Annotated in this window: 18 protein-coding genes; 7 read left to right on the top strand and 11 right to left on the bottom strand. The window is 63.9% G+C overall.

Going from position 1 to position 21,750, the window contains the following annotated elements:
* Entirely contained in the window at window positions 1-1,440 is a 1,440-nt protein-coding gene (locus tag ACVJNE_RS03805) for a UdgX family uracil-DNA binding protein (protein WP_499563076.1), read from the top strand.
* Between the two features lie 26 nt (window positions 1,441-1,466).
* Here the strand turns inward: ACVJNE_RS03805 and ACVJNE_RS03810 are convergent, their stop codons facing one another.
* The 3 genes from ACVJNE_RS03810 to ACVJNE_RS03820 are packed head-to-tail and all read right to left on the bottom strand — an operon-like array spanning window position 1,467 to window position 5,280.
* Window positions 1,467-2,738 (bottom strand): glycerate kinase type-2 family protein, encoded by a 1,272-nt coding sequence (locus ACVJNE_RS03810; protein ID WP_499563078.1) that lies wholly within the window; start codon window positions 2,736-2,738, stop codon window positions 1,467-1,469.
* A gap of 14 nt (window positions 2,739-2,752) precedes the next feature.
* A complete protein-coding gene (gene guaD / locus ACVJNE_RS03815) occupies window positions 2,753-4,066 on the bottom strand; it encodes a guanine deaminase (RefSeq protein ID WP_499563080.1) in 1,314 nt (437 codons plus the stop codon).
* Entirely contained in the window at window positions 4,063-5,280 is a 1,218-nt protein-coding gene (locus tag ACVJNE_RS03820) for a urate hydroxylase PuuD (protein WP_499563216.1), read from the bottom strand. The genes guaD and ACVJNE_RS03820 overlap by 4 nt, the downstream gene beginning before the upstream one ends.
* Window positions 5,281-5,407: 127 nt before the next feature.
* Here ACVJNE_RS03820 and ACVJNE_RS03825 point away from each other — a divergent pair, with 127 nt between their 5' ends.
* Complete coding sequence (locus ACVJNE_RS03825; RefSeq protein ID WP_499563082.1) at window positions 5,408-6,328, top strand: LysR family transcriptional regulator; 921 nt, start codon at window positions 5,408-5,410, stop codon at window positions 6,326-6,328.
* 251 nt (window positions 6,329-6,579) lie between these two features.
* Window positions 6,580-7,068, top strand: a complete 489-nt coding sequence (dps, locus tag ACVJNE_RS03830; protein ID WP_421926889.1) for a DNA starvation/stationary phase protection protein Dps — start codon at window positions 6,580-6,582, stop codon at window positions 7,066-7,068.
* On the opposite strand, the gene xdhC is transcribed toward dps, so the two are convergent.
* From xdhC to uraH, 4 genes are read right to left on the bottom strand one after another with little or no spacing between them, the layout of a single operon-like run.
* Complete coding sequence (gene xdhC / locus ACVJNE_RS03835; RefSeq protein WP_499563084.1) at window positions 7,069-7,875, bottom strand: xanthine dehydrogenase accessory protein XdhC; 807 nt, start codon at window positions 7,873-7,875, stop codon at window positions 7,069-7,071. It lies immediately after the preceding gene.
* Between the two features lie 12 nt (window positions 7,876-7,887).
* Window positions 7,888-10,227 carry a xanthine dehydrogenase molybdopterin binding subunit gene (gene xdhB, locus ACVJNE_RS03840; RefSeq protein WP_499563086.1) on the bottom strand — a complete coding sequence of 780 codons (2,340 nt, stop codon included), beginning with the start codon at window positions 10,225-10,227 and terminating at the stop codon, window positions 7,888-7,890.
* 1 nt (window position 10,228) lies between these two features.
* A complete protein-coding gene (gene xdhA / locus ACVJNE_RS03845) occupies window positions 10,229-11,701 on the bottom strand; it encodes a xanthine dehydrogenase small subunit (protein WP_499563088.1) in 1,473 nt (490 codons plus the stop codon).
* Window positions 11,701-12,066 (bottom strand): hydroxyisourate hydrolase, encoded by a 366-nt coding sequence (uraH, locus tag ACVJNE_RS03850; protein WP_499563090.1) that lies wholly within the window; start codon window positions 12,064-12,066, stop codon window positions 11,701-11,703. Before uraH ends, xdhA begins: the two co-directional genes overlap by 1 nt.
* A gap of 174 nt (window positions 12,067-12,240) precedes the next feature.
* Here uraH and puuE point away from each other — a divergent pair, with 174 nt between their 5' ends.
* The 4 genes from puuE (at window position 12,241) to ACVJNE_RS03870 (ending at window position 17,070) form a co-directional block, all read left to right on the top strand.
* Window positions 12,241-13,674 carry an allantoinase PuuE gene (gene puuE, locus ACVJNE_RS03855; protein WP_499563092.1) on the top strand — a complete coding sequence of 478 codons (1,434 nt, stop codon included), beginning with the start codon at window positions 12,241-12,243 and terminating at the stop codon, window positions 13,672-13,674.
* 12 nt (window positions 13,675-13,686) lie between these two features.
* Entirely contained in the window at window positions 13,687-14,514 is an 828-nt protein-coding gene (locus ACVJNE_RS03860) for a bifunctional allantoicase/(S)-ureidoglycine aminohydrolase (protein WP_499563094.1), read from the top strand.
* Window positions 14,511-15,008, top strand: coding sequence for an ureidoglycolate lyase (locus ACVJNE_RS03865; RefSeq protein ID WP_499563096.1), 498 nt, complete (start codon window positions 14,511-14,513; stop codon window positions 15,006-15,008). The genes ACVJNE_RS03860 and ACVJNE_RS03865 overlap by 4 nt, the downstream gene beginning before the upstream one ends.
* A 67-nt stretch (window positions 15,009-15,075) precedes the next feature.
* Window positions 15,076-17,070 carry a CocE/NonD family hydrolase gene (locus ACVJNE_RS03870; RefSeq protein ID WP_499563097.1) on the top strand — a complete coding sequence of 665 codons (1,995 nt, stop codon included), beginning with the start codon at window positions 15,076-15,078 and terminating at the stop codon, window positions 17,068-17,070.
* Between the two features lie 3 nt (window positions 17,071-17,073).
* Here the strand turns inward: ACVJNE_RS03870 and ACVJNE_RS03875 are convergent, their stop codons facing one another.
* Genes ACVJNE_RS03875 through ACVJNE_RS03890 form a run of 4 tightly spaced genes read right to left on the bottom strand, consistent with a single transcriptional unit; the run spans window position 17,074 to window position 21,747 of the window.
* Window positions 17,074-18,015 (bottom strand): alpha/beta hydrolase, encoded by a 942-nt coding sequence (locus ACVJNE_RS03875; protein WP_499563099.1) that lies wholly within the window; start codon window positions 18,013-18,015, stop codon window positions 17,074-17,076.
* Window positions 18,016-18,798 (bottom strand): carnitinyl-CoA dehydratase, encoded by a 783-nt coding sequence (locus ACVJNE_RS03880; RefSeq protein WP_499563101.1) that lies wholly within the window; start codon window positions 18,796-18,798, stop codon window positions 18,016-18,018. It abuts the gene before it with no gap.
* Window positions 18,799-18,802: 4 nt separating this feature from the next.
* Window positions 18,803-21,016, bottom strand: a complete 2,214-nt coding sequence (locus ACVJNE_RS03885; protein WP_499563103.1) for an acetate--CoA ligase family protein — start codon at window positions 21,014-21,016, stop codon at window positions 18,803-18,805.
* Window positions 21,013-21,747: a DUF2161 domain-containing phosphodiesterase gene (locus ACVJNE_RS03890; RefSeq protein WP_499563105.1), complete on the bottom strand. Its 735-nt coding sequence runs from the start codon at window positions 21,745-21,747 to the stop codon at window positions 21,013-21,015. The genes ACVJNE_RS03885 and ACVJNE_RS03890 overlap by 4 nt, the downstream gene beginning before the upstream one ends.
* Between the last annotated feature and the right edge of the window lie 3 nt (window positions 21,748-21,750).

Raw genomic sequence — 21,750 nt, forward strand, 5'->3', positions numbered from 1 at the left:
ATGCGCTTCACGGTCACTCTGTCAGGCGAAACCGATTTCAACGGCTGGCGCGATGCCGCCCGCGCACTGGCGTTGAACGATGTGAAGGCCGACGACATCGGCTGGCGAACCGGCGAGGACCAGGACCTTTTCGCCAACCCAACGCCCCTGCCCGCCACGCCGGAAGGCGCGACCATGAATGTGCCTCGCGCATTCATCGAGAAGGCGCAGGCCGTCATCTGCCATTCCGACCCGCGCCGCTTCGCGCTGCTCTATCGCCTGCTCTTGGCAATGCGAACGACCCCGCATCTGATGAAGATCGCATCCGAGCCCGACGTCATGGCGCTGCGCGATCTGGAAAAATCGGTACGCCGCGACATCCACAAGATGCGCGCTTTCGTGCGCTTCGTCCGCGTGAGCGACGGCGATGACGAACGGTTCGTCGCGTGGTTCGAGCCCGACCATTACATCGTCGAGCGCAACGCAGCGTTCTTCGTCCGGCGTTTTGCCGGAATGCATTGGACGATCCTCACGCCGCACAGCTCGGTAGAATGGGACGGTGAGCGGCTTTCTTTCGGCGCAGGCGCCACGAAAGCGGATGCGCCGGAGGAAGACGCATCCGACGCGCTCTGGAAAACCTACTTCGCCAACATCTTCAATCCTGCCCGACTGAAGGTGAAGGCGATGCAGGCCGAGATGCCCAAGAAATACTGGCGGAACCTTCCGGAGGCCTCGCTCATTCCGGATTTGATCAAGGGCGCCGAAAGTGCCGCCCGCGACATGCTGGAAAGGATGCCGACCATGCCGGCTCCGCATCATGCAAAGATTCAGGAGCGCCTTTGGAGCGCGTCGCCCGAAGCGCCGCCAGACGATGCAAAATCGCTCGGCGAGCTGCGTCACCAAGCCGAAGGGTGCCGCCGGTGTCCGCTCTGGCAGGACGCCACCCAGACGGTGTTCGGCGAGGGGCCGGAGAACGCCCGCATCGTCTTCGTCGGCGAACAGCCCGGTGACCAGGAGGACATAGCAGGCAAGCCCTTCGTGGGCCCGGCCGGCAAAGTGTTCGACGAGGTGATCGAGGAGGCCGGAATCGAAAGGCAGAAGCTTTACGTCACCAACGCCATCAAGCATTTCAAATTCGAGCCGCGCGGCAAGCGCCGGATCCACCAGAAACCCAATGCCGGCGAGGTGAAGGCCTGTCGCTGGTGGCTCGATCACGAACTGGGATTCATCAAGCCCGACCTCGCCGTCGCCATGGGCGCGACCGCGGCTCAATCGCTTCTGGGCAAGGCCGTTCCCGTCACGAAAATGCGTGGCACGATCGTCACGCGAGATGATGGCCTTCGCATTTTTCTGACCATTCACCCGTCCTTCATCCTGCGCATCCCCGAGGCAGCGGAAGCGCAGGCCGAGCGCGAGAGATTTCTGGCGGACATGCGGCAGGTGAAGCAATTGGCGGGTTGATCCCCCTTGGCGGGCGAAAGCCGCCCTCAGACGACCAGGATCGCCCGTAGGTCGTTGACGTTGGTGCCGGTCGGCCCAGGCGCGAACAGATCGCCAACAGCGTCGAACGCCGTCCATGCATCATTGCAACCTAGAGCTTGTTTGGGGTCGATTCCCGCAGCGCGGATTCGCGCCGCGCTCCTGAAATCCGCGAAAGCGCCCGCATTGTCTTCAGATCCGTCGATGCCGTCAGTATCGGCGGCAAAGGCATGGACACCCTCGTCACCTTCGATCGCCAGCGCCAGCGCCAGCAGGAATTCGGAGTTGCGCCCGCCCTTGCCGCCCTTGCCTCTGATGGTCACCGTGGTCTCGCCGCCAGACAGAAGCAGCACCGGTTTGCGGAATGGTCGGTCGCGCGCTGCGATCTCGCGTGCGATCGCGGCGTGCATGCCGGCAACCTCACGCGCTTCGCCTTCGATCGCATCGGAAAGGATGACCGCCTCGATGCCGCAACGCCTGGCCTCCTCTGCGGCCGCTTCCAGCGAACGCGCGGCTGAGGCGATCACATGCACCTCATTGCCGGCAAATGCCGGATCGTCGGGCGACGGCGCTTCGGCCGCCTCAGATTGCAGATGCCGCAGCGCCGCGTCGGGAAGCTTGAGGCCATAGTCGCGCACTACCGCAAGTGCTTCCTCGCGGGCGGCGCGGTCCGGCACCGTCGGGCCGGAGGCGACAAAGGCCGGATTGTCACCGGGAATGTCCGAAACGACAAGCGACACGACCCTCGCCGGATGTGCCGCGAGTGCCAGCCGCCCGCCCTTGATGGTCGACAGGTGCTTGCGCAGCGTGTTCATTGCCGAGATCGGCGCGCCGGACGCGAGCAGCAGCTCGTTGACCGCGATTTCATCGGCAAGGCTCATGCCATTCGGCGGCGAAGGCAGCAGCGCCGAGCCGCCGCCCGAGATCAATGCGACGACCAGATCGTCGGAAGTCAGTCCCTCGACTGACTCAAGCAGTCGCCGCGAAGCGACCAGCCCGGCCTCGTCGGGCACCGGATGCGCTGCCTCGATCACCTCGATCCGCTCGCACGGCGCCGCATAGCCGTATCGTGTCACAACCAGCCCTTCCAGCGGCGCATCCCAGGCCTTCTCGAACGCCGCGGCCATCTGCGCCGAAGCCTTTCCCGCACCGACCACGAGAGTGCGCCCCTTGGGCTTTTGAGGAAGAAAGTCGCGAATGACGCGTTCGGGGTCGGCAGCCGCAACGGCTGCTGTGAAAAGCCCGCCAAAAAGGGCGCGGGTATCGAACTCTTCCGCCATTTCGGATTCCCGTTCTATCTGCCGGCGATGGCGCTTTTTGCGGCCCGCCCAGCGACATACACCTCGCGTATCGCGCGATCGTCGCCCAATGTCTGCAGCAGGAACAGTTCTTCTGCCAGCGTTTCCACCGTTTCCATGCGCAGGGCCATGCCGGGCGTTGCCCGTGGGTCAAGCACGACGATGTCGGCGTCCGTACCGGGATCCAGTGTGCCCACCCGGTCCTCGATCGACAGCGCCTTCGCGTTGCCGAGCGTGATCTGCCAGAAGGCGGCGAGCGGGTTCATCTTCTCGCCCTGCAGCGCGATGACCTTGTAGCCTTCGTCCATGGTGCGCAGCATGGAGTAGTTCGTGCCGCCGCCGACATCCGTGGCCGCCGCGATCCGCAAGGGTTTGGCCCGCTTCGAATAGCGCTGCCAGTCGAACAGGCCCGAGCCCAGGAAGAGGTTCGAGGTCGGACAGAACACGGCCACCGAACCGGCATCGGACAGCAGGTCGGCCTCACGCTCGGAAAGATGGATGCAGTGGCCGAGAAGCGTTTTCGGCCCCAGCAGCCCGTATTGCGCATAGATGTCGGTGTAGTCCTTCGCCGCCGGATAGAGTTCCTGCGTGAAGGCGATCTCGGCATGGTTCTCCGAGAGATGCGTCTGAATGTGCAGGTCCGGATGCTCGCGCGCCAGTGCACCGGCCATTTCCATCTGCTCCGGCGACGAGGTGATAGCGAAGCGGGGCGTGATCGCGTAGTGCAGGCGCCCCTTGCCGTGCCACTCCGCAATCAGCGCCTTGGTATCGTCGTAACCTGCCTGCGGCGTGTCGCGCAGCCCCTCGGGCGCATTGCGGTCCATCATCACCTTGCCGCCGATCGCCAGCATGTCGCGAGACAGCGCCTCGGCGAAGAATGCTTCCGCGCTCTCCTTGTGCACGGAGCAGTAGGCCGCGACCGTCGTCGTGCCGTGCCGCACCATCTCATCGAGGAACAGGCGCGCGATGCGTCGTCCGTGCTGCGTGTCGGAGAACTTCGTTTCCTCCGGAAACGTGTAGGTGTTCAGCCAGTCGAGCAGTTCGGCGCCATAGCTGCCGATGATTTGCATCTGCGGGAAATGTGCGTGCGCGTCGATAAAGCCGGGCATCAGGAGATGCGGACGGTGGTCGATGATTTCGGCATCCCGCGCCTGGGCTGAAATCAACGAGAAATCGCCGACCGCCGCGATCCTGCCGTCACGGATGAGAATGCCGCCGTCCTCCTCGAAAACGTGGGAGGCGCGGTCGTCGACACTCTCCGGCTTCGCGCGGAAGGAGAGAACGCGCCCGCGAAGGAGCCGCGCCGTCACCGCCGAGCCTCCTCGAACCAGGCCACGAGCAACGCCCGCTCATCGGCTGTCATGGCGGAGACGTTGCCAGGCGGCATCGCGTGGCTGCGCCCGGCCTGAAGATAGATTTCGCGCGCATGCTCGGCGATCTGCGCATCGGCATCAAGCGTCACGCCCTTTGGTGCAAAGGTCAGACCTTCCCAGGCCGGTTCAGCCGTGTGGCACATCGCGCAGCGTCCCATCACCGTGTCGCGCACCGCAGGAAAGTGTGCCGAAGCCATCAGCGTCTCGGCGATGGACGACACGCGCGCCTCGCCGGTCAGCACCTTCGGCACGGTCGACAGCCACATGATGACGATGAACAGGATGCCCGCCGCCGCCCACGTCCAGTGCGGGTTTCCCTTCCGTGCGTGCACGGTGTTGAAATAGTGCCGGATGAGCACGCCGATGATGAAGATCAGCGATGCGATCACCCAGTTGAACTCCGTGGCGAAAGCCAGCGGATAGTGGTTCGACAGCATCAGGAACACGACCGGCAGAGTCAGGTAGTTATTGTGCAGCGACCGGGTCTTGGCGATCTTGCCATATTTCCGGTCAGGCTTGCGCCCGGCGATGAGGTCCGCGACCACGATCTTCTGGTTGGGAATGATGATGAGGAAGACGTTCGCCGACATGATCGTCGCGGTGAATGCGCCCAGATGCAGGAAGGCGGCACGGCCGGTGAAAAGCTGCGTGTAACCCCATGCCATCGCGACCAGGATGGGGAACAGCACCAGCATCAGGAGCGTATCGTTGTCGGAAAGGCGCGACCGGCAAAGCAGGTCGTAGATCACCCAGCCCAGCGCCAGAGAAGCGAGCGAGATCAGGATCGCGACAGGTTGCGACACGTCGAGCACGTTGCGATCGATCAGGTAGAGGTCGGCGCCGGCGTAATAGACGATCGCCAGCAGCGCGAAGCCTGACAGCCAAGTGGCGTAGGATTCCCATTTGAACCAGGTCAGGTGCTCGGGCATCCGGGCCGGCGCCACCAGATATTTCTGGATATGGTAGAAGCCGCCGCCGTGCACCTGCCATTCCTCGCCATAGGCGCCCTCGGGCATGCCGTCGCGGCGCACCAGACCCAGGTCGAGCGCGATGAAGTAGAAGGACGAGCCGATCCAGGCGATGGCGGTCACGACATGCAGCCAGCGCACGCCGAAGCTCAGCCAGTCCCAGAAGATCGCGAAGTCTTGCATGCCGTTGCCCTCGTATTCCAGCATGGGACTTTACGGCGTCTGGTTCAAACAGAAAGGGGAGAGTTGCACGATGACTTTCAAAAAAAAATGGAAAATAATGCTGCAATCGCAATCGTGAGGACGCCCTTTGGCCTATCTCGACAATGTAGCCGTCTTCGTCAGGGTGGTGGAACTGGGCAATCTGTCGGCGGCCGGCCGCGACATGCGGCTCTCGCCTGCCGTTGCCTCCAACCGTATCAAGGAGCTGGAAAAGCACCTGCGGGTGCGGCTATTCAACCGCACGACCCGTCAACTCACACCGACGGAGCACGGTCGCGTTTTCTACGACGGGGCGCGAAAAATCCTGGACGCCGTCGCTGAGGCCGAGGCCGCCGTCAGCGCGCTGTCCGGTCAGCCGCGTGGCACGATCCGCATAACCGCGCCGCTGGGTCTCGGGCGCAGACTGATCGCCTCGGGCATTCCCGAGTTTCACGACCGCTATCCCGACATCGAGGTGCGGCTGCGGCTGTCGGACCACAATGTCGACATCATGAAGGAGGGGATCGACGTTGCGTTCAGGCTCGGGCTCATCGAAGATTCGAGCCTGCGTATGCGCGGTGTTATGGATTGCGAAAGGGTTCTCGCTGCAGCCCCCTCCTATCTGGAGGCGCGTGGCGAACCCAAATCACCCCAGGAACTTGTCAACGGCAGGCATGATTGCCTGCTCCTGCGTTTTCCCGGCGCCAAGGAATATGTGTGGACGCTCAAGACGCCTGACGGACCGCGCAAGTTCGAAGTCCACGGTCCGTTTGATTCTGATGATGGCGACGTCATCACCGGCTGGGCGCTGGCCGGTCGGGGCATCATCAACAAGCCGCGCTTCGACATCGAGCCCTTTCTGCGCGATGGACGCCTCAAGGTCATTTTGCCGGATACGCCGCCGCCGCCCGTGCAGCTTGCGGCAGTCTATCCGCATCGCAAATTTCAGGACCCGAAGGTACGGCTCCTGCTCGATTTCATGGCCGAGCGCTGTCAGCGAATGATCCGCGACATGCTGGCTGGTCGCTGAATCTGAAGCCGCTGGGTTTAGCCCATGCCGAAGAACGACAGGATGGCGATGACGATAACCACGAGGCCAACGATATAGATGATGCTGTGCATGACGGTTCTCCCTTGTTTTCGTCCTGCAACAACAGCTTTGGGCACCTAACGGTTCCGTGATCGTCCGATTCTTCACCCATACGGCAACGCAACCGCGTAGCGGTTGACGCGTTGTGGAAGACGATTTCGATTTTCTGCCAGAACCGAAGGAGCGACGCCGTGGCGAACCACAAGACCCTCAACGACCTCAAATCCAACGCAAAGAAAGTTGCGATCGAGATACTCAACGCAAGGCTCGCCGACGCCATCGACCTCGCGCTTCTCACCAAGCAGGCGCACTGGAATCTCAAGGGTCCGCAGTTCATCGCCATTCACGAGATGCTGGACGGTTTTCGAGCGTCCATCGACGGCCACGTCGACACCATCGCCGAGCGCGCTGTGCAGCTCGGCGGCATGGCGCATGGCACCAGCCAGACGGTGGCGGAAAAGACCACTCTGAAGCCCTACCCGACCGACATTTCGAAAACCAAGGACCACCTTGCCGCGCTCATCGAGCGTTACGGCGCGGTCGCGAATTCGGTGCGCGCCGCCATCGACGAGACGGAAGAGGCCGGCGACGCGGATACCGCGGACATTTTCACAGCATTCTCCCGGGACCTCGACAAGAACCTTTGGTTCCTTGAGGCACACGTGCAGGAAAAGGAATAGCTATACGGCGAGGCCGCGCATGACCTCAGCCGCCGCCAGCGCGGCGATGACGGCCGGCCTCTTGTCCTTGACGTCCGCCCCGCCGATTGGGCAGACCAGTCGGGCGGCAGCTTCCTCGCTGCCGCCTGCGTCTTTGAGATACCAGCTTCTGAACGTCGCTCGCTTCGTCTTCGATCCGATCATGCCGACATAGGCCGTATCGCCGCGCGCCAGTGCTTCGGCAACGATGAGGAAGTCGAGCGCGTGGTCGTGGGTCAGCACGATGAAGGCCGAGCCCGCCGGCGCGGTGCGAACGGCTTCTTCAGGGACCGCAGTCAGTTCCACTTCCACGCTTTCCGGCAAGTCCCCGACCGCATCGGCGCGGGTTTCCACCACGGTCACCTTGAGCGGCAGAAGCGCCAGCGCTTCTGCAAGCGCGCGGCCGACATGGCCGCCGCCGAAGAGATAGACATGCGGGCGCAGCGCATCAGCGCTGGCGGCTCTACTGGCCACTTCCGCGCGCAGGGTTTCATCAGCCAGCGCCAGATCGATCGTCACACGTCCGCCGCAGCACTGGCCGATCTCCGGTCCCAGCGGCACGTCAAGGAGATCGATCGAGCCGGTGCCGGCGATCATCTGCCTGGCACGATCGATCGTCATGAACTCGAGCTGCCCGCCGCCGATCGTGCCGAAGATCGCATCGGTGGAAACGAGCATCCAGGCCCCGGCCTCGCGCGGGGTCGAGCCGGCGGCCTCGCGCACGTTGACCAACACGACTTCGCCCGCCGCGCCGAGGAATGCTTGCAGGCTTTTCGCCGAAGATACCATCGCGGCCGCCCGCTAGCGCTCCGCCCTGAGCCGCTCGACCGCCATCAGCACACGCTCAGGTGTGGCAGGCGCATCGAGCCTCGGGCAGATGCGGTGATCGGCCACGCTGGCGACCGCGTCCGAGAGCGCATGCAGCACGGACATGCCCAGCATGAATGGCGGCTCGCCGACCGCTTTGGATTTGTGGATTGTCGGCTCGGCGTTCTCCGACCAATCCGCCAGCGCGACGTTGAAAATCTTCGGGCGGTCGGAAGCGAGCGGTATCTTGTAGGTCGACGGTGCATGTGTGCGCAGCCGGCCCTTCTCGTCCCACACGAGCTCTTCCGTCGTCAGCCAGCCCATGCCCTGTATGAACGCGCCCTCGACCTGACCAAGGTCGATCGCTTGGTTCAGCGAGCGTCCCGTCTCGTGCAGGATGTCGGTACGCTCCACGACATATTCGCCGGTCAGCGTATCGACGGAGACTTCCGAACATGCCGCGCCATAGGCGAAATAATAGAACGGATGTCCCTCGCCCTTGTCACGGTCCCAATGGATTTTCGGCGTCTTGTAGAAGCCGGCGGCCGAAAGCTGCACCCGCGCCATATAGGCCTGCTTGACCAGCTCGCCGAACGGGATTTCCTGGTTGCCCACCCGTACCCGATTGGGCAGGAACACCACCTGCTCGACAGGTACCTCGTACTTCTCGGCGGCAAAGGCGATAAGCCGGTCCTTGATCTGCTGCGCGGCGTTCTGCGCCGCCATGCCATTGAGATCAGAGCCCGACGATGCAGCCGTCGCCGACGTGTTGGGCACCTTGCCGGTCGTCGTCGCAGTGATCTTCACCTGCTCGATGTCGATCTGGAAAGCTTCGGCCACTACCTGCGCAACCTTTACGTAGAGTCCCTGGCCCATCTCGGTGCCGCCATGGTTCAGGTGGACCGAGCCGTCGGTGTAGACATGCACCAGCGCGCCGGCCTGGTTGAAATGGGTGGCGGTGAACGAAATGCCGAACTTGACTGGCGTCAGCGCAATGCCGCGCCTGACGATGCCGCTGTTGGCGTTGAACGCAGCGATCTCGCGTCGGCGGCCGGCATAGTCACATGCTGTTTCCAGCTCCTCGACGATCCTTTGGACAACGTTGTCCTCGACCGTCTGGTGATAGGGTGTGACGTTGCGCTCCGACAAGCCGTAGAAGTTGCGCTTGCGGATTTCCAGCGGGTCCTTGCCCAGCGCAAAGGCAACCTCGTCGATGACGCGCTCCGCGCCAACCATGCCCTGCGGCCCACCGAACCCGCGAAACGCGGTATTGGAAACGGTGTTGGTATAGAGCGGCGCCGAAACAGCTTTCACCGCCGGGTAGAAATAGGCGTTGTCGCAGTGAAACAGAGCGCGGTCGGTCACCGGGCCTGACAGGTCGGACGAGAAACCGCAGCGCGCGGCGTAAACATAGTCGACGCCGAGTATGTTGCCCTCTTCGTCGAAGCCGACCTCGTAATCGATCAGGAAGTCGTGGCGCTTGCCCGTCGCGGTCATGTCGTCGTCGCGGTCGGGCCGGATCTTGACTGCCCGGCCCAGCTTCTTGGCCGCCACCGCGGCGATCGCCGCGAACTGGTTCGACTGCGTTTCCTTGCCGCCGAAGCCGCCGCCCATGCGCCGCACCTCGACGGTTACAGCATGGCTCGGCACGCCAAGAGCGTGGCCGACCATGTGCTGCACCTCGCTTGGATGCTGGGTCGAGGAATAGACGGTCACGTCCCGGTCCTCTCCCGGCACCGCAAGCGCGATATGCCCTTCGAGATAGAAATGGTCCTGCCCGCCGACACGCATCTTCCCGCTGATGCTGCGCGGCGCTTTTGAAATGGCTTCGGCAGCATTGCCGCGCTTGAGCGTGAGCCCCGGCGCCACAAGGCGGTCGGCAAGCGGGTCGAGCTCTTCGATGTCGAGCACGGCAGGCAGCTCGTCATAGTCGATCTTCGCAAGCTTGCAGGCGCGCCGGGCCTGTTCGCGCGTCTCGGCGATCACCGCAAAGACCGGCTGACCCAGAAACTGGACCTTGCCTTCAGCGAGCACCGGCTCGTCATGCCGACCGCTGGGAGAGATGTCGTTCACGCCAGGTATGTCGCCCGCAGTCAGAACGTCGACCACGCCGGGTGCGGCTCGCACCGCTGAAAGGTCCATGGCGACGATGGCCCCATGCGCCACTGTCGACAGGCCAAGGCAGCCATGCAGCGTCCCGGCGGGTTCCGGCATGTCGTCTATGTAGACCGCTTCGCCGGTGACATGCTTGTGCGCGGAATCGTGGCGGCGATCGGTGGCGACGCCGCCGGAGATCGCTTTCGCCGTGAGATCGGGGAGTGCATGGCGATTCATATCACGCCTCCTCGTACCGCTTAACGGTGAACGGCTTGCCGGTGCCGCTGGTCTCGACAAGGAACCGCCGAAGCAGGTTTTTGGCCGCAAGCATGCGATAGGTCGCCGAGGCGCGCATGTCGCTGATCGGCTGGAAATCGTCATCGAATGCCGGCAGCGCCGCTTCGACGGTTTCAGCGTTCCACGGCCTGCCGAGCAGCGCTGCCTCGACCGCGCGCGCACGTTTCGACGTCGCCGCCATGCCACCAAGGGCGATGCGCACGGACGAAACCTTCCCGTCCGCCACATGCAGATGGAATGCGCCAAGCACAGCGGTAATGTCCTCGTCGCGCCGCTTGGTGATCTTGTAGGCTGCGAAATGCGCATCTTGCTCGGGAACCGGCACATGGATAGCCTCGACGAACTCGCCGGGCTGCCGGTCCTGTTTTCCGTAGTCGATGAAGAAGTCCTCGAGCGGCAGCGTCCGCCGCTCCGCACCCCTGCGCAGCGTCAGCGTCGCGCCCAGCGCGATCAGCGGCGGCGGCGTATCGCCGATCGGCGAGCCGTTGGCGATATTGCCGCCGATCGTGCCCATATTGCGCACCTGGTCACCGCCGATGCGATCGATCAGCAATCCGAGCGCGGGAATCCGCCGCGCAATGAAATCGCGCGCAGCGGTGTAGCTGACGCCGGCACCGATGGTGATGCTGCCATCCGCCTCATCAATCCGCTGCAGCCCTTCCAGCCCACCGGTGAAGACGACAGGCGCGATGTCGCGCATGAATTTCGTGACCCAAAGCCCGACATCTGTTGAGCCGGCAACGATGGTCGCCTTCGGCTCGGCAACAAGCACCTCCGCCAGATCGTCGACCGAGGCCGGCACAACCAGCCTGTCCTCGCCTTCGCCGATCTCGACCCGCTGTCCGTCGCGCATCGCCGCCAGCCGCGCGCGGATGTTGTCGCGCTCGCAGGCAAGCGCATCCTCGGTCACCCGGCCGTATGAGGAAACGGCGCGCGCGGCGCGCATGATCGCCTCATAGCCCGTGCAGCGGCAAAGATTGCCTTGCAGGGCCGTCTCGATCTCCCGGTCGGACGGTTCCGGCGAGTGCATCCACAGCGCGTAGAGCGACATGACGAAGCCCGGTGTGCAGAACCCGCATTGCGAGCCGTGGAAGTCCACCATTGCCTGCTGCACGGGATGCAGCGAGCCGTCCGGCCGCTTCAGATGCTCGATCGTCACGACATGGCAACCGTCTAGCGAGCCGACAAAACGGATGCAGGCATTCACGCCTTCATAGATCAGTTCACCACCGGCGATCCGACCGACCAGCACGGTGCAGGCACCGCAATCGCCTTCCGCGCAGCCTTCCTTGCTACCCCGCAGCGAGCGCCGAAGCCGCAGGAAGTCCAGCAGCGTCTCATCAGGGCGGACGTCGGCCAGCGCGACCTCGTCGCCATTGAGCAGGAAGCGGATTTCGCGGCGAATATCCGTCATTAGCTGCCCCTGTAGGTCGAGTAGCCGTAGGGCGAGACGAGCAGCGGCACGTGGTAATGCGCCTCCTCGGCCATGCCGAAGCGGATCGGCACCTGGTCGAGGAATGCAGGATCGGGCAGCACCACACCGGCAGCGCGCAGATAGTCGCCCGCGAAGAAGATCAACTCGTACTGACCGGTCTTGAAGTCCGCACCCTGCAGCAGCGGCGCATCGCAGCGGCCGTCGGCGTTGGTCACGACCTCTTTCACCTTTCGGTGCGAATTCCCGTTCACGCGGTAGAGCGCGATCTTCAATCCCGCTGCCGGCCGGCCAGAAGCGGTATCCAGCACATGCGTGGTCAGCTTCCCGCCCGCGTTGTCAGCCATCATGCCTCCTCTTTGCCGTTGACCGGCCATCGTTTTCGCCCAACCCTCGACAGCCTATTGCATCATAGGGGATAGTCCGAGCCGGAGCGCTACAAAAAACTCTTTCAAAATTTCGAAGGGGATTGGCCTCCCTTTTTTCAACTATCCTCGGTGGAAACGGAAGGCAGGGACCGAATGCGTTATCCCAGAGACATGCGCGGCTACGGGCGCAACGCGCCCGATCCCAGATGGCCGGGAGGCGCAGGTGTCGCGGTGCAGTTCGTCGTCAACTACGAGGAAGGCGGCGAAAACTGCATCCTCCATGGCGACGCCGCATCCGAGGCGTTCCTGTCCGAGGTGGTCGGCGCGGCGCCATGGCCGGGCAAGCGCCACTGGAACATGGAATCGATCTACGAATACGGCGCGCGCGCCGGCTTCTGGCGGCTCCATCGCATGTTCACGCAGGCAGAGGTGCCGGTCACCGTCTATGGCGTGGCGACAGCGCTGGCGCGCTCGCCCGACCAGGTCGCCGCCATGCAGGAAGCCGGCTGGGAAATCGCCAGCCACGGACTGCGCTGGATCGACTACCGCGACCATGACGAGGCCGCCGAGCGCGCCGATCTCGAAGAGGCGATCCGCCTGCACACAGAGGTGGTCGGCGAGCGCCCACGAGGCCTGTATCTCGGCCGCACGTCGGTCAATTCGGTGCGTCTGGCCGCTGCCGAAGGCGGCTTCGACTGGATCTCCGACACCTATGACGACGACCTGCCCTACTGGCTCGACCATGATGGACACGGCAACGCCATCCAGCCGCAGCTCGTCATTCCCTACACGCTCGACGCCAACGATATGCGTTTCGCCACCGCACAAGGGTTCAACTCGGGCGACCAGTTCTACGCCTATTTGAAAGACGCCTTCGATACGCTCTATGAGGAAGGCGGCAGCGGGGGCGGCGGCATGATGAGTATCGGCCTGCATTGCCGGCTCGTGGGACGGCCAGGCCGCGCAGCAGCCCTCAAGCGCTTCATCGACTACGTCAAAAACCACGACAAGGTCTGGCTGCCGACACGCGGCGAGATCGCCGCGCACTGGCGCGCGCATCATCCATATGCGCCGCAGGCATTTCGGCCCAGCCGCATGGGCCGAGACGAGTTCGTGCAGCGCTTCGGCGGCATCTTCGAGCACTCGCCCTGGATCGCCGAACGAGCCTACGAGCTGGAGCTCGGGCCGGCGCACGATTCGGCCGGCGGCCTGCATAACGCGCTGGCGCGCGTGTTCCGCTCCGCAAGCGAGAACGAGCGGCTGGCCGTGCTGACCGCTCACCCGGACCTTGCCGGAAAGCTCGCCCAGGCCCGACGCCTGACGGCGGAATCCTCAGCCGAGCAGGCCTCTGCCGGGCTCGATGCGCTGACCGATGCGGAGCGCGAGACTTTCACGCAGCTCAACACGGCCTATACGCAGAAATTCGGCTTTCCCTTCATCATCGCCGTCAAGGACAACACCAAGGCGACGATCCTCGACGCCTTCCGCACCCGCATCGAAAACGACCGCGAGACAGAATTCGCGACAGCGTGCCGTCAGGTCGAGCGCATCGCTCGCCTGCGGCTCACCGATCTCCTGCCCGCCTGAGGACAACGCCAGATGACAGGCCGCACCTATTACGCGCCGCATGGGGGCTTGCCCCCGCAAACGCAACTGCACACCGGCCGCGCGGTCTTCACCGATGCCTATGCCGTCATCCCAAAAGACGTGATGAGCGACATCGTCACAAGCTGTCTGCCCTTCTGGGACGAGACGCGTGTCTGGATATTGTCCCGCCCGCTGTCTGGCTTCGCCGAGACGTTCTCGCAATACATCATGGAGGTCGCACCGGGCGGCGGCAGCGATCGCCCCGAACCGGAAGCAGACGCAGAAGGCGTCCTGTTTGTGGCTGAGGGAGAAATCACGGTGATGCTGGACGGTCAGACACACGTCCTCACGCCCGGTGGCTATGCTTATCTGCCGCCCGCCAGCGGCTGGACCCTGACGAATAAGGGCAGCGAGACCGCCCGCTTCCACTGGATCAGGAAGGCCTACGACTTCATCGACGGTCTCGACGTGCCCGATCCGCTGTTTCTCAACGAGAGCGACATCGCGCCCGTGCCGATGCCGGACACCAACGGAACCTGGGCGACGACCCGTTTCGTCGACCCGTCGGACCTGCGTCACGACATGCACGTCACCATCGTCACCTTCGAACCCGGCGGGCTCATCCCGTTCGAGGAAACGCATGTGATGGAGCATGGCCTGTACGTGCTGGAGGGCAAGGCCGTCTACAAGCTCAATCAGGACTGGGTCGAGGTCGAGGCGGGCGACTATATGTGGCTGCGCGCCTTCTGCCCGCAGGCATGTTATGCTGGCGGGCCGGGCAAGTTCCGCTACCTGCTCTACAAGGACGTCAACCGACACGCGAAACTGGCATTCCGATGAGCCGCATCGTCACCGCCCGCCCCCTCACGCGCGACGCCTTCGCCGAATTCGGCGACGTGCTCGACACCGACTGGGACAATCATTTCGCCATCAACAACGGCAAGTGCGAACGCTATCACGCGCTTGCCCGAGCCCAGGCAGAAGGCCCCAACGCCAGCGTCCAGCTCTCGATCTTTCGCGGCCAGCCCTACGAGTTTCCGCTGAAACTGACGATGGTAGAGCGCCACCCCTTCGGCAGCCAGGCCTTCATGCCACTGTCGCCTGCCCCGTTTCTGGTCGTCGTCTGTCATGACGGTCCCGAAGGACCGGCCGAACCGCATGCGTTCGTCACCCGTCCGGGTCAGGGGGTCAACTACCCTCGCAACCTGTGGCATGGGGTGCTGACACCCATCGGCGACAGCCAGGATTTCCTGGTAGTCGATCGAGGCGGCGACGGCACCAATCTCGAGGAACACTTTTTCGACGAGCCGTGGGAAATCCGGCTCGCGGAATGACGTGGACGACTTTGTCCTGGCGTGCTGAAGCATTGAACTTCTGCTCGTTTCCGTGCGTCATGCCTGCATGAAGACCGTCACCACCTTTCCACGTAAAGTCGTCGAGCACCCCCATCTCTGCATCGTCATGCCGGACGGCTGCCGCCTGTCGGCGCGCGTCTGGATGCCGGAGGATGCCGAGGCCGATCCCGTGCCGGTCATCCTCGAGCACCTGCCCTATCGCAAGCGTGACGGCACCGCTGCGCGCGACAGCCTGACCCATCCCTATTTCGCCGGCCACGGCTACGCCTGTATCCGCGTCGACATACGCGGCAACGGCGATTCCGACGGACTGATGGCGGACGAGTACACCGAGCAGGAGCTGCAGGATGCCTGCGACGTGATTGCATGGGCAGCAAGCCAGCCCTGGTGCAACGGCAATGTCGGCATGATGGGCATCTCTTGGGGCGGCTTCAACGCACTTCAGGTGGCGGCAAAACAGCCGCCCGCCCTGAAGGCGATAATCACACTGTGCTCGACCGACGACCGCTACGCCGACGACATCCACTACAAGGGCGGCCTGCTCCTCAACGAGAACATGGGCTGGGGCGCGACCATGCTCTCCTATTCATCACGACCGCCGGACCCTGCGCTTGTCGGCGACCGCTGGCGCGCGATGTGGCTCGACCGGCTGGAGAACGAGCCGCTGCTGCCTGCGATCTGGCTCGGGCATCAGACCCGCGACGCCTACTGGAAGCGCGGATCGGTCTGCGAGGATTTTTCGGCAATCCGGGCTGCCACACTGGCGGTCGGCGGCTGGGGTGACGCCTACAAGAATGCCGTCTCGCGACTGGTTTCCGGCATTCGCAATGCGCCCGCGAAAGGCATTGTCGGCCCTTGGATCCACAAATATCCCCATTTCGCGGTTCCGGCCCCGGCGATCGGCTTCCTGCAGGAAGCGCTGCGCTGGTGGGATCGCTGGCTGAAAGACATCGACACCGGTGTGGATACCGATCCTGCCATGCGGCTTTACATGATGGACTCCGTGCCGCCGCGCGATTGGTACGAGGAAAGGCCCGGCCGCTGGATTGCGGAACAGACCTGGCCGTCCGCGTCATTGGACAAACGGTCGTTCCGTGCCGGTGTCGAACTGCACCCAGAGGCCCAGCTACCGGCCGCGATCTCGTCGCCGCAGGACACCGGCCTTTCAGGCGGCGAATATTGCGCCATCTGGCTTGGCCCGGAATTGCCGGGCGATCAGCGCGACGACGATGCGAAATCCTTCTGCCTGGACGCAAAGATCACCGAAGATACGGAGATCGTCGGAACACCCGTCGTCACGCTGAGGCTTTCCGCAGACCGACCATCGGCGATGGTCGCGGTCAGGCTTTGCGACGTGCATCCCGACGGAGCCTCGACGCGCATCACCTATGGCGTGCTCAACCTCACCCACCGCAATGGGCACGAGTTTCCCGAGCCCGTCGTGCCCGGCGAGGATATGACTATCGCCCTGAAACTCGACGACATCGCCTACCGCGTTCCGGCCGGGCACACGCTCCGCGTGGCCGTGTCGTCGTCCTACTGGCCGCTCGTCTGGCCATCGCTGGAACCCGTCACGTTGACGCTGCACGATGCAACGCTCGCGCTTCCGATCCGTGAGCCGGGCAGCGAGCCGGAGTGGGCGTTCGAGGAACCGGAAGGTGCGACGCCCTGGCGTATCGAGACACTGCGAAAATCTTCAAACAGCCGAACCACCGAGCGCGATTCGGACACCAGCGCCGTCAGCCTCGTGATCCACGACGATTTCGGCGAAACCCGCGACCGCGACCACGGCTTGATGCACGGCGAGGTCGCTCGCGAACGTTGGACCATTCAACCGGACGATCCACTTTCGGCACATGGCGAAACCCACTGGACACAGACCTATGCGCGCGACGGCTGGTCGGTCCGAACCGAAACCTTCACCACCATGACGTCGACAGCCGAGACCTTCCGGCTGACAGCACGCATCGAGGCTTATGAGGGCGACAAGCTGGTTTTCGAACGTGATTTCGACGAAACCATTCCGCGAAATCTCGTCTGAAACTCAATAAGGCCACTCGCCTTTGCCGAGCGCCCGAACCGCCTCGACGATGCGGCTAAAGCTCTCCTTCGCACGCGTAACACTATGGCGCGCCCGCAGGTAGCCGTGAACGAGACCGGCCTCCTCCAGCCAGGCCGCCTTTCCACCCGCCGCAAGGATGCGGTCGCGATAGCTCTCGCCGTCGGAAGACAGCGGATCGCATTGCGCGGTGATGGACACCGTCGGCGGCAGATCGGAAAAATCGCTGTCGGCCAAAGGCGCGAAACTGGGATCGGTCGAGGCGTCCCGTCCCGCCGCCCTTTTCCTGGAATAGAAGGCGACGTCACGCGCGCTCAGCATCGGCGCGTCGGCGTGGCCGACATAGGACCCCCGCGTCGGGTCGCCGCCCAGCCCCGGATAGATCAGCACCTGACCGACAGGCCGGCTCGGGCCTGGCCTGCTTGCATGGGCCACGGCGGCTGCAAGATTGCCGCCGGCGGAATCACCAGCCAGCACTACGGGCCGGTCGAACCTTGCCGACACCCACCCGAACGCCGCCATTGCATCCTCGAATGCTGCCGGATGCACATATTCCGGCGATAGACGATAATCGACCGACACCACGGAATAGCCTGTTCGTTCGCACAACTCGGCGCAAACGTCGTCATGGCTCTCCAGTCCGCCGAGGATGAAGCCGCCGCCGTGGAAGTAGAGCACGACCGCCGCATCGTCCGGCTCGCTCCGATTGTAGATCCGTACCGGAATCGTGTGCCCTTCAGCCTCGATGCCCGTGGTCTCGGCGCTGACGCCGTCGGGATAGCCGGTGAAGAACGCCCTGCACATCCGGTCGTAGATAGCGCGCTGTTCTGCAATGCCGTAGTCGATCGTATCCGGCGGATAGAAGCTGTTCGTTCGTTCGATGAACGCGCGCGTTTCCGCATCTATCAGCTTGTCGTAGGCAGCCACTTACCTTCCCTTCCAGACGGGTTCGCGCTTTTCCGCGAAGGCGCGGAAACCTTCCATGCCGTCCTCCGAATCGTAGAGTTCGTCGACCGTGCGGAACTGGCGCTTGGTGATGCGGTTCATGGCATCCTGGAACGTCAGCGCCTCGGCGGCCCTCGCCACCTCCTTGATGGAGGCAAACACCAGCGGCGGACCGGAAGCAAGCAGCCGCGCCACATCCCAAACGCGTTCCTCAAGCTGGTCAGCAGGGTGCACCTCGTTGACCAGTCCCCACCGGTGCGCTTCCAGCACATCCATCCACCGCCCCGTCAGCAGCAGGTCCATGGCCACGTGATAGGGAATGCGCTTTGGCAGCTTCACGGTGGCCGCATCCGCAAGCGTGCCGGCGCGGATTTCGGGAAGGGCAAAGGACGACGTTTCCGACGCGTAGATCAGATCGCACGCCAAGGCCAGTTCGAAGCCGCCGCCGACAGCCATGCCGTGCACGCAGGCGATCACCGGCTTGTTGAGGTCGCGCAGTTCCTGCAGGCCGCCGAAGCCACCCACGCCGTAGTCGCCGTCCACCGCATCGCCCGAAGCCGCGGCTTTGAGGTCCCACCCCGCTGAGAAGAACTTGTCGCCAGCGGTCTTGACGATCGCGACGCGCAGCGCGGGATCATCGCGAAAAGCCTTGAAGGTCTCGCCCATCAACCGGCTGGTTGCGAGGTCAATCGCGTTCGCCTTGGGCCGATCCAGCGTAACCTCAAGGATCGCGCCGTCCCGGCGGGTCTTCAACACATCGCTCATTGATCTACTCCCTTGTCACCAGCAACGCGTCGGCGATCCACGCGCCTTCACCCTCGACGCATACGATCAGCGGGTTGATTTCCAGTTCCTCGATATTCGCAGCATTGTCGATCACGAATGCAGCGATCCCGACGATCGCATCCACGGCCGCGCCCAAATCCGCCTTCGGCCGCCCGCGATAGCCGTCGAGCAACGGGAAAAGTTTCAGGCCGCGCACCGTCTGCTCGATCTCCGAGCGCGAGGCCGGCAGCAGCAGCGTCACCGAATCCTTCAGCAACTCCACCCACACTCCGCCAGTACCCACGGTCATCACCGGACCGAAAAGCGGGTCACGCGTTACTCCGACGATCAGCTCGCCGACACCGCCGGCAATCATACGCTCGACATAGACTTGGCCTGAATGACGGAGCAGATCGGCTGCAACCGTCTGCACAGAGCCAGAGTCGTTCAGGTTGAGCCGCACCGCGCGATGTTCACTCTTGTGCGCAAGCCCCAGAGCCTTCACCGCAACCGGATAGCCTATTTCTTCGGCGGCTGCGGCGGCTTCATCAATCGTGGTAGCGACCCTCCCGGCCGGCACCGGTAGCCCACGCCCGGCGAGCACCGCCTTGGCCCCGGCTTCGTCGGGCTGTGACCTGTCGGGCTTCGCCAGCAAAGACAACACCGGTTGCTGCAGTTCGATACCCCCACCCCTTACCCCTCCCCACAAGGGGGAGGGGGATTCTGAGGCGCTGACGACCCCCTCCCCCTTGTGGGGAGGGGTAAGGGGTGGGGGTATGTACGGGTGCGACGGCCCTGCCCCAACAGGCAAAGGCGCAGGCCGCCGCCATGCCTGCCCGATGAACGCGGCAGCCTCCGCCGCATCCAGCGCTTCGGCAATCCCCGAAAGCGGAACGATGCCGCGCGCGAGCAGCCCTGCGCAGTAGTCTTCCGGCAGGTTTTCCGGCAACGAGGCAACGATGGCGCCCGTTGCGCCGTTGGCCTTCAGCGCCGCCTCGAATGCGTTGACCGTCGGCCACCAGTCGGCATCCGAACACCTGTCGCCGCGCGGGAAGTCGAGAACCAGCATATTGAGATCGAAACCACCGGCCACAAAAGCCGTGAATGCCGCCGACATCGCCGGTTCGTCGTTCCAGATGAAGGTGTGATAGTCGAGCGGATTGGCGATTGCCACCAGCGGCCCCAGCGTGGCGCCGACTGCATCTTTATGCGCAGCCGACAACGGCGGAAACGAGATGGCACGGCCATGTGCGGCATCTGCCATGACCGAGGCTTCGCCGCCCGAGCAGCTCATGGACGAGAGGCGGGGACCGGCAAGCGGTCCTGCCGCATGCAGCAGTTTCAGTGTTTCCAGAAAGGACGGGATCGTGTCGACCCGCGCGACCCCGAGCCGTTTCAGAAAGGCCTCGGACGCGGCATCCGACCCCGCAAGAGACGCCGTGTGCGACACCGTCGCCGCCCTTGCCTGTTCCGACCGGCCCACCTTCATCGCCACGATGGGCTTGCTGAGTTCGCGCGCTCGGGCCGCGAGCTCCTCGAAACCGGCAACTGAATCGAAGCCTTCGATGTGAAGGCCGAGCGCCGACACCCTGTCGTCTTCGATCAGGCCAAGCGCAATTTCGGACAGGCCGGTCTGCGCCTGGTTTCCCGCCGTCATCAGATAGGCGATGGGCAGCCCGCGCCGCTGCATGGTCATGTTGATGGCGATGTTGGAAGACTGGGTGATGATCGCAACGCCACGCTCGCCTTCTTCGAGCCGGTACCCGCCATGCTGGTCCGGCCACAATGGCGCGCCATCGACGTAGTTGATGAGCCCGTAGCAATTGGGCCCGATCACCGGCATGTCGCCCGCTGCATCCAGAAGCTCGACATGTAGCCGCGCGCCATCGGCGTCGTCCGCCGATTCCTTGAAGCCCGACGCGAAGCAGACCGCACCGCCAGCGCCGCGGCTGGCGAGTTCCCCCACCACCTCCACCGTCAGAAAGCGATTGACGCCAATAAAGGCCGAATCGGGGGCGTCCGGCAGATCGGCAATCGATCGATAGGCTGCGATGCCGCCAATCTCGTCCTTGGAAGGATGGACCGGCCATATCGCGCCGGCAAAGCCCATCTTCCGGCACTCGCGCACGACATTGGTGCCGAAGAAGCCGCCGCCGACCACCGCGATCGAACGCGGCCGCAGAAGACGCGACAGGTCTCGTCTTCCAGTCCCTGTCATGCCGCCCCTTTCGCCTCCGATTGTCCGGCTTCCGGCAATTTCAAGGAAAGGCGCTCGATCTCCACCGCATAGGCGTCCAGCGCGGTGGTTCCGTTCGGGCTCAGTGCGTAGATGCCCGTGCGGACGCGTTCGAACCATCCGTAGTGATTATCCGCCATCAGCCGTCGCGCATGGACGATGCCCGTCACCTGCGCGACTTCCGCCGCCTTCATCGGTCCCAACCGATTGAGCACTGCGAGGCAGACCAGCGCCTCCTGCCGGTAGGCGGTCACGAGATTGCGACGTGTCATTCCGCCGGTGTTGGGGTCGCCCACCAGCCGCGCGAACTCCCGCAGCAGGCGCGCCTTGCGTGGTTTCGACTGGCGCGGCCTGTAAGGCTCGGGATCGCAATGGACCTCGACGAATTCGTCTTGCAGACGCACGGTTATGAGGCCCAGCCCCAGCCGCCGGCACAGTTTCCGGTTATCCGCGAGCGCCTTCAGAAACGGGCGCCCGGAACCGCGCGGCACGGCGACATAGACCGCATCGGTGATCGCCTGCCGCTCAATCGCCTGATGGAACAGCGAAAGAGAGAATCCCGCCTTGAGCTCGACGACGACCGGTTCCTCACCATCGCGTACGGCGACGACATCGGCGGCGCCCACCTCACCCTTGACCGTATAGCCCTGCCCTTCGAGCAGGCGCTTGACCGGCAGATAAAGGTCGCTTTCCCTGATGCCGCCTCGGGCCATTCC

Source organism: Mesorhizobium sp. DxT, assembly GCF_058448885.1.

Bases quoted from the DNA above. Each gene is read 5' to 3' on its own strand.
- ACVJNE_RS03805 (WP_499563076.1), top strand. From the start codon at position 1: ATGCGCTTCACGGTCACTCTGTCAGGCGAAACCGATTTCAACGGCTGG.
- ACVJNE_RS03810 (WP_499563078.1), bottom strand. From the start codon at position 2,738: ATGGCGGAAGAGTTCGATACCCGCGCCCTTTTTGGCGGGCTTTTCACA.
- ACVJNE_RS03820 (WP_499563216.1), bottom strand. From the start codon at position 5,280: ATGCAAGACTTCGCGATCTTCTGGGACTGGCTGAGCTTCGGCGTGCGC.
- xdhC (WP_499563084.1), bottom strand. From the start codon at position 7,875: ATGGTATCTTCGGCGAAAAGCCTGCAAGCATTCCTCGGCGCGGCGGGC.
- xdhB (WP_499563086.1), bottom strand. From the start codon at position 10,227: ATGAATCGCCATGCACTCCCCGATCTCACGGCGAAAGCGATCTCCGGC.
- xdhA (WP_499563088.1), bottom strand. From the start codon at position 11,701: ATGACGGATATTCGCCGCGAAATCCGCTTCCTGCTCAATGGCGACGAG.
- uraH (WP_499563090.1), bottom strand. From the start codon at position 12,066: ATGGCTGACAACGCGGGCGGGAAGCTGACCACGCATGTGCTGGATACC.
- puuE (WP_499563092.1), top strand. From the start codon at position 12,241: ATGCGTTATCCCAGAGACATGCGCGGCTACGGGCGCAACGCGCCCGAT.
- ACVJNE_RS03860 (WP_499563094.1), top strand. From the start codon at position 13,687: ATGACAGGCCGCACCTATTACGCGCCGCATGGGGGCTTGCCCCCGCAA.
- ACVJNE_RS03865 (WP_499563096.1), top strand. From the start codon at position 14,511: ATGAGCCGCATCGTCACCGCCCGCCCCCTCACGCGCGACGCCTTCGCC.
- ACVJNE_RS03870 (WP_499563097.1), top strand. From the start codon at position 15,076: ATGAAGACCGTCACCACCTTTCCACGTAAAGTCGTCGAGCACCCCCAT.
- ACVJNE_RS03880 (WP_499563101.1), bottom strand. From the start codon at position 18,798: ATGAGCGATGTGTTGAAGACCCGCCGGGACGGCGCGATCCTTGAGGTT.
- ACVJNE_RS03885 (WP_499563103.1), bottom strand. From the start codon at position 21,016: ATGACAGGGACTGGAAGACGAGACCTGTCGCGTCTTCTGCGGCCGCGT.
- ACVJNE_RS03890 (WP_499563105.1), bottom strand. From the start codon at position 21,747: ATGGCCCGAGGCGGCATCAGGGAAAGCGACCTTTATCTGCCGGTCAAG.